This window comes from Pseudomonas sp. AD21, from assembly GCF_002878485.1.
Taxonomy (GTDB): domain Bacteria; phylum Pseudomonadota; class Gammaproteobacteria; order Pseudomonadales; family Pseudomonadaceae; genus Aquipseudomonas.
The window spans coordinates 35998-46005 of the sequence record NZ_NQYG01000044.1 but is presented as its reverse complement, the minus strand read 5'-3'; the positions used below and the strand labels follow the sequence as shown (position 1 = coordinate 46005).

At 62.3% G+C, this 10008-nt stretch carries 6 protein-coding genes; all 6 read right to left on the bottom strand.

All coding sequences use genetic code 11. The features are described from left to right. Positions 1-130: 130 nt before the first annotated feature. The 6 genes from yccS to PseAD21_RS21620 all read right to left on the bottom strand — a co-directional run bounded on the left by yccS (position 131) and on the right by PseAD21_RS21620 (position 9814). Positions 131-2323 (bottom strand): YccS family putative transporter, encoded by a 2193-nt coding sequence (gene yccS, locus PseAD21_RS21650; protein WP_102357715.1) that lies wholly within the window; start codon positions 2321-2323, stop codon positions 131-133. 226 nt (positions 2324-2549) lie between these two features. After that, a complete protein-coding gene (locus tag PseAD21_RS21645; protein ID WP_102357714.1) occupies positions 2550-3728 on the bottom strand; it encodes an NAD(P)/FAD-dependent oxidoreductase in 1179 nt (392 codons plus the stop codon). A gap of 159 nt (positions 3729-3887) precedes the next feature. Then, positions 3888-5225: an ATP-dependent RNA helicase DbpA gene (dbpA, locus tag PseAD21_RS21640; RefSeq protein WP_256588215.1), complete on the bottom strand. Its 1338-nt coding sequence runs from the start codon at positions 5223-5225 to the stop codon at positions 3888-3890. A gap of 223 nt (positions 5226-5448) precedes the next feature. After that, positions 5449-6876: a multidrug transporter subunit MdtD gene (gene mdtD, locus PseAD21_RS21635; RefSeq protein ID WP_102357710.1), complete on the bottom strand. Its 1428-nt coding sequence runs from the start codon at positions 6874-6876 to the stop codon at positions 5449-5451. Between the two features lie 158 nt (positions 6877-7034). After that, on the bottom strand, positions 7035-8372 hold the full coding sequence (locus PseAD21_RS21625; RefSeq protein WP_102357709.1) for a TldD/PmbA family protein: 1338 nt from the start codon (positions 8370-8372) through the stop codon (positions 7035-7037). Then, the gene (locus PseAD21_RS21620; RefSeq protein ID WP_102357708.1) at positions 8372-9814 is read right to left on the bottom strand and encodes a TldD/PmbA family protein; all 1443 of its coding nucleotides are present in this window, start codon (positions 9812-9814) and stop codon (positions 8372-8374) included. The genes PseAD21_RS21625 and PseAD21_RS21620 overlap by 1 nt, the downstream gene beginning before the upstream one ends. Positions 9815-10008: the final 194 nt, after the last annotated feature.

Sequence of the window (10008 nt, the reverse complement as noted above, 5' to 3'; positions counted from 1 at the left end):
GGGGGGACATGGGATGTTGGGGCTGATCTGAAAATTGTTGTGTAGCTGGTGGCCCTTTCGCGAGCAAGCCCGCTCCCACCTTTGGAATGCGTTCCCCTGTGGGAGCGGGCTTGCTCGCGAAGGCGTCCTTTCAGCCAGCGCTAACCTCGCTGGTGTCCTTGATCAAGTGTGCCGCCAACGTACGCAACGGCCCCAGCTGCCGGCAGATCAGCGCCAGTTGTGTCTGCACCAGACGCTGTCCCTCATCGATCTCGTCGGCCATCTGCTCCAGCTCATTGGCCAGTGCTTCCTCTTCGTCGCTCTGAATCGCTATCGGCTGCTTGTTCGCCAGGCCTTGGGCGATTTCGTCGATGCTCGCGGCCAGTTTCACCCCGGCGCCGTCGATCAGCTGTTCACGAACCTCCGCGGGTAGCTGCGTCTCGCGGTGCGCGCCCAGCCCGGACAGGTAACTGAGCAGGGTGTGCGAGAGCACCAGGAAGCGGAAACCGACATCCGCTTCCTTACGGAAATGCCCCGGCTCCATCAGCATGTTCGCCAGCGTGGTCGACAGGGCTGCGTCGGCGTTGTGCGCGTTGCGCCGGGCCAGGCGATAGGCGAGGTCGTCGCTCTTGCCGGCGGCGTATTGCTGCATGATCTGACGCAGGTAGATGCTGTTGCAGGTCAGGGTGCTGGCCAGCACCTTGTTCAGGCGCCGCCCCTGCCAGTCCGGCAGGAACAGGAACACCGTAAGGCCGGCGATCAGGCTGCCGAGCAAGGTATCGAACAGGCGCGGCAGGAACAGCCCGTAGCCATCGCCGATCTGGTTGAAGCAGAACAGCACCATGATCGTGATCGCCGCCGTCGCCACGGTGTAACGCGTGGTGCGGTTGGTAAAGAACACCACCCCGGCAGCGATCGCGAAGCACGACTGCACCAGCGGGCTGGGGAACAGATCGAACAGCGCCCACGCCACGGTCAGACCGATGGCCGTGCCGAGAATCCGCTGACCGAGTTTGCGCCGGGTTGCGCCGTAGTTCGGCTGGCAGACGAACAGCGTGGTGAGGATGATCCAGTAACCTTGCGAGGGGTGAATCAGATGCACCATGCCGTAGCCGATACTCAACGCCAACGGCAGGCGCAGGGCGTGGCGGAACAGCAGAGACGTCGGCGTCAGTTGGGTGCGCAGGCGAATCCACACGTCTTTGAGGTTGCGCGGCGAGCGGTCGAGCAGGCTGCTGTCGGTGGCGTCCGCCAGGGCATCCGGGTTGCTCGCATCGCTGAGCAAGCGGTCGAGGGTGCCGAGGTTGGCTGCCAGTGCGCGCAGCGAACGCAGGAGGCCGCGCCACGCCGGGTTGCTCTGGATGCGCAGGTGTTCGAGGGAGGCGTCGAGGTCGCTCAATGCTTCGGCAAAACTGGCGTCGTAAATGAACGGCTGGCGCATCTGGATCGATTCGGCCAGCGCCCGGCAGGCCTTGCCTTGTTGACGCAGCAAGCGCTGGCAGCGAAACAGCACGTCGCTGTGAAAGAACGCGTCGGCCAGTGCGTTGTATGGATAGTGTGAAGAGCTGGCGCGTTCGTGGATGTCCTGAGCGAGGAAGTACAGCTTCAGATAACGGCTGACTTTCGAACCCGGGCGCCCGTTGCCGACCCGGTGCAGAATGATTTCCTTGGCACTGTTCAGCGCCGCCACTACCCGACCGTTCTGCTGTGCCAGTTCCAGCCGCCGCGCTTCGACATCCAGTTGGCGGATCGGCTCGAACAGCGAGGCTTTGAGTTTCAGGTAGAAGCCCAGTTCGCGGAACAGTCGCGCCAGACTTTGTTGCACCGGCTGGTTGGAAAACATCGCCTGCCACAGCACTGACAGCAAGCCGTACCACGCGGCACCGGCCACCAGCAGCATCGGTTCGTGCCAGAAATCGGTGACCGCGCCGCCGCGCTGATCAACGCCGATCATGGTGTACACCGACAGAATCAACGTCGCCGAAGCAATCGCGCCGTAACGCTCGCCGAGTGCGCCGAGCATGGTCAGACCGAAGCTGGCCAAGGCCAGGGCGATGGCAAACACGATGGGGTAGGGAAACAGCAGTTCCACCGACAGTGCGGCGATACTGAAACACACCAGTGTTACCGCCAGTGCGTTAAGGCGGCCCTGCCAACTGTCGTCGGTCTCGGCCAGGGCGCTGGCGATAATGCCCAGGAACAACGGGATCAGCAGGCCCATTTCATCCTGATACCAACACAGCGCCATGCTGCCGGTCAGGGCGATGAACACCCGTACGCTGTAGCTGAATTTATCCAGCGCCCACAGGCGCCGCAAAGACTGACGAAACGAGGTCGAGGACATGAAGTGCGAAGGCCTTCCGAGGCGATGCCGCTAAATTGAGCCAGTAATGACGCCGACGCAATGGCGCCGATCACATCTGACAGCAAAAAGTGTTCCTTACTGCATCACGCTTAACAACTGTGGGAGGGGGCTTGCTCCCGAAAGCGGGGTGTCATTCAACATTAATGTCGACTGATCCACCGCATTCGCGAGCAAGCCCGCTCCCACAGTTTTGATTTGTGTTGGATCAGATGTACTGCGCGGCCGCGTAACCGGAGGCCCAGGCCCACTGGAAGTTGAAGCCGCCCAGATGCCCGGTGACGTCGAGCACTTCGCCGACAAAATACAGCCCCGGGCTTTTCAGCGATTCCATGGTCTTGGACGACACTTCGCGGGTATCGACGCCACCGAGGGTGACTTCGGCAGTGCGGTAACCTTCAGTCCCCGCCGGCACGACTTTCCAGCTGCCCAGCTTGTCGGCGATCTGCGCCAGTTCGGCATGGGTGTACTGCTTCATCGGTTTGGAGACGAACCAGTTGTCCGCCAGCAGGTTGGCCATCTTCTTGGTAAAGATCTCGCCGAGCAGGGTTTTCAGTTCGCTGTTCGGGCGTTCGGCCACTTGCTGTTGCAGCCATGCGGTTGTGTCGTGGTCTGGCAGCAGGTTGATCTCCACGGTGTCGCCCGGTTCCCAGAACGACGAGATCTGCAGAATCGCCGGGCCGCTGAGGCCCCGGTGAGTGAACAGAATGTTCTCGCGAAAGCTCTGGTCGTTGCAGCTGACCAGGCAATCCACCGACGTCCCGGACAGCTCGGTGCACAGTTCCTTGAGCTGATCGGTGATGGTGAACGGCACCAGGCCCGCGCGGGTCGGCAGCAATTCATGGCCGAACTGCCTGGCCACCTGATAGCCGAAACCGGTGGCGCCCAGTGTCGGGATCGACAGCCCGCCAGTGGCGATCACCAACGACTGGCACTGGAGTTGGCCGAGGGTGGTGTCGAGCAGGTAACCGTTTTCGACCTTTTCGATGGTCTGGATCGAGGTGTCCAGGTGCAGCTCGACGCCGACCTGATCGCACTCCTCGAGCAGCATGCCGAGGATGTCGCTGGATTTGTTATCGCAGAACAACTGGCCGAGTTTTTTCTCGTGGTACGGCACGCCGTGCTTGCCGACCATGCCGATGAAGTCCCATTGGGTGTAGCGCGCCAGTGCGGATTTGCAGAAATGCGGGTTGTGCGAGAGGAAATTGCCCGGCTCGGTGTACATGTTGGTGAAATTGCAGCGGCCACCACCGGACATCAGGATTTTCTTGCCGGCCTTGTTTGCATGATCGAGCAGCAACACTTCACGCCCACGCCCGGCGGCGGTCAGTGCACACATCAACCCTGCGGCGCCAGCGCCAATGATCACGACTTCGGTAGAGCGCAAAACGGTGTCCTCACAAAGAATTCAAAATTCACCGAAGACCAATGTGGGAGCGGGCTTGCTCGCGAAAGCGGTATGTCAGTCAACATTGATGTTGTCTGACACCCCCTCTTCGCGAGCAAGCCCGCTCCCACATTTGATCTCTGTCGGGCAGCAGATCAGTTACAAAACACGCACGCGCAGCGAACGACCCTTGATCTTGCCGTTGTTCAAACGCTGCAGCGCCTGCATGACCACGGTGCGTTCAACCGCCACATACGACTGGAAGTCGAAGATCGCGATCTTGCCGACCTGGGCGCCCGGGATGCCGGCATCGCCAGTCAGTGCGCCGAGGATGTCGCCCGGACGCACTTTGTCCTTGCGCCCGCCGGCGATGCACAGCGTGCTCATCGGTGGCTGCAGCGGGGCGCCGCCCTGGGACTTGAGGTTGTCCACCTGATCCCAGTTCAGCGGGGCTTTCTGCAGCTGCTCGATGGCTTGCGCGCGATGGGCTTCGGACGGTGCGACGAGGCTGACCGCGATGCCTTTCTCGCCGGCGCGACCGGTACGGCCAACGCGGTGAATGTGGATTTCCGAATCGCGGGCCAGCTCGACGTTGATCACCATGTCCAGCGCATCGATGTCCAGGCCACGGGCGGCGACGTCGGTGGCGACCAGCACCGAAGTACTGCGGTTGGCGAACATCGCCAGCACCTGATCGCGGTCACGCTGTTCCAGATCGCCATGCAGGCCGACGGCGGAAATGCCTTTGGAGGTCAGGTGATCGACGGTTTCCTGCACCTGCTGCTTGGTGAAGCAGAAGGCGACGCAGGAAGCCGGGCGGAAGTGGTGCAGGACTTTGGTCACTGCGCTCATGCGTTCTTCCGGGGAAATTTCGTAGAAGCGCTGTTCGATCTGCGTGTCGTCGTGGAACGCTTCGGCTTTCACCGTTTGCGGGTCACGCATGAATTTCGACGCCAGCTGCTTGATGCCCACCGGGTAAGTGGCAGAGAACAACAGAGTCTGACGACGCTCCGGGGTCTTGACGATGATGTCTTCGATGGCGTCGTAGAAACCCATGTCGAGCATGCGGTCGGCTTCGTCGAGGATCAGCGTGTTCAGGCCGTCGAGCACCAGCGAACCCTTGCGCAGGTGTTGCTGAATGCGCCCCGGGGTGCCGACGATGATGTGCGCGCCGTGCTCCAGCGAAGCGATCTGTGGGCCGAACGACACGCCGCCGCACAGGGTCAGGACCTTGATGTTGTCTTCGGCACGGGCCAGGCGACGGATTTCCTTGGCGACCTGGTCGGCCAGCTCACGGGTCGGGCAGATCACCAGCGCCTGGCAACCGAAGTAGCGCGGGTTGATCGGGTTCAGCAGGCCGATGCCGAACGCGGCGGTCTTGCCACTGCCGGTCTTGGCCTGGGCGATCAGGTCCATCCCCTTGAGGATCACCGGCAAGCTCTGCGCCTGGATCGGCGTCATCTGGGCATAACCGAGGGATTCGAGGTTAGCCAGCATGGCGGCGGACAGCGGCAGAGTATTAAAAGCGGTGGCGATGGTGGTCACGGGACTGGCCTGCAAAACAAAATGTCGCGCAGTGTAGCAGCCCCGTGCCACTTTCCTCGAAAGTTCTGGACGAACAGCGACTAAAACCAGAAGTGAAGGACTCACCTGTGGCGAGGGGATTTATCCCCTCACCACAAACGCCCCTTACCACAGAGCCATTCTGCAAAAGTTGTAATTAATGTTCGATGTGTTCTTCCGGGCGTTTCGCGCGGCGACCGTCCTCATTCGACAGTTGCGAGAAAATCGTCGCGGCGAGCATCGCCATGATCCCGACGGTGACGAACGTCAGTTGGAACGCGCCCAGCACGGTTTCCACGCCATCATTGCCGATTTCCGCGGTAAAGCCGCCGAGCAACGCACCGGCGCAGGCCACCCCCAGGCTCAACGACAACTGCGCCACCACCGACAGCAGGCTGTTGCCGCTGCTGGCGCTGGCGTCGTCGAGGTCGATCAGGGTCACGGTGTTCATCGCGGTGAATTGCAGCGAATTGATCGCCCCCAGAATCGCCAGCAGGCACAGCAGCAACCAGTACGGCGTCTGCTCGCTGACCAGGCCCATGCTTGCCAGCATGATCCCCAGCGCGAGGGTATTGCCGGTGAGCACGATGCGGTAGCCGAGGCGCTCGATCAGCGGGCGTGCCATCCACTTGGCAAACATCGCCGCAGCGGCCAGCGGCAGCATGCTCATCCCCGCCTGGGACGGCGAATATCCTAGCGCCACTTGCAGCAGCAATGGCACCAGAAACGGCAGTGCACCACTGCCCAGACGGGCGAACAGGTTGCCGAGAATGCCGACGGCAAAGGTGCGGGTCTTGAACAGCGACGGGGCGAACAGCGGATTTTCGACGTGCCCGGCGCGCAGCCAGTACGCCGCCAGACAGGCCAGGCCGCCGAACAGCAGCAACATCACCCGCAGGTGCGGCAGGTGCAGTTCGCCAAGGCCTTCCATGGCGATGGTGATCAGGATCATCGCCGCGCCAAACAACAGGAAGCCGAGGCTGTCGAAGCGCGTGCGCTCAGTGCCGCGCAGGTCGGGGATGAACTTCCACACCGCGTAGCAGCCGAGGACGCCCACTGGCAGGTTGATCAGGAAGATCCAGTGCCATGTCAGGTATTGCACCATCCAGCCGCCCATGGTCGGACCGATCAACGGGCCGAGCAGGCCGGGGATGGTGATGAAACCCATGATCCGCACCAGCTCCGATCGCGGGTAGGCGCGCAGCACCACCAGGCGTCCGACCGGTAGCATCAGCGCACCGCCCAGGCCCTGAATCACCCGCGCGCCGACCAGCATGCTCAGGGTGCTGGACAAGGCGCAGAGCAGTGAGCCGAAACTGAACAGCAGGATCGCGCCGAAGAAGATCTTCTTGGTCCCGAAGCGGTCGGCGATCCAGCCCGAGGCCGGAATCAGCAACGCCACGGTGAGCATGTAGGCGATGACCACGCCTTGCATGCGCAACGGGTCTTCGGCCAGATCCCGGGCCATGGCCGGCAGGGCGGTGTTGAGGATGGTCCCGTCGAGGGATTGCATGAAGAAAGCGATGGCGACGACCCACGGCAACCAGCGGGCGGTGATGGCGTCGAGAGGCGGGCGGTTGGGCATGGAACCTCTTGTGGTTGGGGTTAATGCACAGGCTTTTGGTGGGAGCGGGCTTGCTCGCGAATGCGGTGAATCAGTCGATGTCGTTGGTGACTGACACGACGCCTTCGCGAGCAAGCCCGCTCCCACAGTAGATCTCCAGTGTTCTGGAGATCCTGGTCTTACAGGGTCAAGGTCAAACGGCTCACCAGTGCGCCCGGCAGCAAGGCCGACGAGGTATTGCGCTGGCTGTACGTGCTCGCCGACAACAGCAACTCGCGCTCGGCGGTCAGTGCTTCCAGCTGCGAACCCAGCAGGCTGTAGGCGCTGTCGTCGAAACGCATGGTGCTGACCGGCGCCTGAATCTCGCCATTTTCGACCCAGAACGTGGCAAACCGGGTCATGCCGGTCAGGCGCGCGGCCGGTTGATCGGAAAAGTTCAGGTACCACAGGTTGCTGATGTACAAGCCTGTGCCCAGTTGCTTGAGAATCTCGGCCTGTGACAGATTCCCGGCCGCCATGCTCAGTGCGCTCGGCGATTCGCCACCGCTGGCGCCGTTGGCGCTCAGGCCGTATTCGGCGGCACTGCGCGAACCGACCAGTTGATCGCCTGCCTTGCCTTCGATGACCAGGCGCAGATCGCTGCGCGGATACCCTTCGCCGGAAAACGCCGGGCTCAATGAGCCGCTGACTTTTTCATCCAGCGACACCAGCGGACTGAACGCCTGATCACCGACATACAGCTTTTGCAGCGGGCTGCTCTTGCTGGCGATCGACTGCGCGGAGAATCCGCCCCAGCTCAGCATGCCCATGATTTCTTCCAGCGCGGCCGGGGCCAGATACGCCCGGTATTGCCCCGGCGCCAGGGTGCGCAGCGGTCGACCGAGAAACGCCAGTTGCTCGCGCGCCTGCTGGAAGCGGCGGGCGAAGCCTGCGCTGCTCCATTCGTGCCCGGCGTAGCTGGCTTTCACCGCTTCGCCGTTTTCGTGGAACAGGCTGAAGTCGAAGTTGAAGCTGTTGGCCTGATGCCAGCCAAACGCCCCCGAGGAGCTGGCGAAACCACGGCTGATGGGGCCTGCGGCATAGAAGCCGACCAGATCCAGACCTTCAGCGGCGGCGCAGATCTCTTCAACCACCTGTTCGGTGTCCGGCAGTGGATGTTCCTGCACGTTGTTGCTCTGCCAGCCGTTATGGTTGAGCAGCAGGTACGGATCCTGCGGCAACAGCGGCAGGGTTTCGCGCAGCTGTTGCAGGCCTTCGGCGAGGCGTTGCAGATCGGCTTCCTGATCACCGGACAGGGTGATGTGCAGGTCGGCGTGGCGGCCGTCGTTGATCAGTTTCAGCCCGACATCGGCCTGCTGCACCTGACCGGCCTGACGCACCTTGGCGTGGTTGAAGCGCACGAACGCCGAGGATTCGGCGGCATAGCTGAGGGTGAATTGTTCCGGCTCGCGCACACTGTCGCGCAGCCAATTGACCATGACCTTGAAGGCGTCGGACTGACTCTTCGAAATGCTCATCAGGCGTCTCCCCCAAACACATCAACGTTGCTGAATACGCAGGCCGGCGAAGCGTGGCCGACGCGGATCACCTGGTTCGGCTCGCCCTTGCCGCAGTTTGGCGTGCCCAGCACCATACGGGTGCCGGCATCGCCGACCGCGCGCAGACTCTTCCAGAAGTGCGCGGATATACCCCGGTAGTTCGGATTTTTCACCACACCTTTAAGTTCACCGTTCTCGATCAACTGACCCCACTCGCAACCGAACTGGAATTTGTTGCGCGCATCGTCAATCGACCACGAGCGGTTGGTGCTCATCAGAATGCCATGCTCGATGCCGCTGATCAGTTGCGTCAGTGACTGATCGCCCGGCTCGATGTTGAGGTTGGCCATGCGGTCGATCGGCGGCCGGTTCCAGCCACAGGCGCGGCTGTTGGCAACACCGTCGAGACCTGCGCGGAACTGCGACAGCGCGCCGCCCAATGGCCGCAGCAGCAAGCCTTCGCGAATCAGGAACTGCTTGCTGGCTTTTGTACCGTCGTCATCGTGGCCGTAACTCGCCAGCTCTTCGGGAACGTCCGGATCGAAGGTCACGTTGAGCAGCTTCGAGCCGTATTGCAGGCTGCCGAAGTCGCTGGTTTTGACGAAACTGGTGCCGGCGTAGTTGCGCTCGTCACCGAGGATGCGGTCGAGCTCCAGCGGGTGCCCGATGGACTCGTGGATCTGCAGCATCATCTGGTCAGGCATCAGCAACAGGTCGCGCGGACCTTGCGGGGTGTTCGGCGCGAGCAGCAGTTGCAAGGCCTGATCGGCCACTTTCGGGCCGGCGCCAACCAGGCCGCAACGGCTGATCACGTCCGCGCCACCCTGCTGGCCGAAGTTCTCGCGGCCGAGGCTGCGGGTCTGGCTGTCGTTGCCGTCGTAGGCAGTGACGTCGAGGCCCGGGTAGACGAAGCGCTGGGCCTGGCGCAATTCGGCGCCGGCGCTGCTCAGGTAGATCTGCTCGACGTGGGTGATGCCGATGCTCGCTTCCCAATTCACCAGGCGCTCATCCTTTGGCACCGAGGCAGACTCTGCGCCGAGCAACTCGAAGCATTCGCTCAGGGACGGGAAGGGTTGCGCAAAATTGGGCGAAAAGTAATCAGCGCGGTCGCTCGACACCGGCTGATCACGCAGGTCGAGCAAGGCGTGCGGTTTGAGCCGCCGGGCCTGCTGTTCGGCGCGTTCAAGGGCGGTTTGCAGGCCTTGTTGCGACAGGTCGTTGGTCGCGGCGTAAGCCTCGACACCGTTGACGCGCACGGTAAGCATCGCGCCTTCGTCACGGCTCAGGCTCGGCGGCTCGGCGACGTTTTTACGCACCGACAGGTACTGGCCGGACTCGCGCACATACCGTAGGGAAAAAAACTCGGCGCCCGTGCGCAAGGCGGCGAAGCGCTGCTTGAGCTGGGGGTGGAAATCGAACATTCGGGAACCTCCTTGTTATGGAGTTGCGAGGGTGAAGCGATTCGGCGGGGAGGGGTGAAACGATTGCGCGAGGACTAGAGTAGGCCTGCGTGGGGGTAGGATCAAGTGAAGAGGGGGTGTAGGAGGATTTACTGTGCAAGGCAGGAGATCGTTCCCACGCTCTGCGTGGGAACGCCGCCATGGACGCTCTGCGT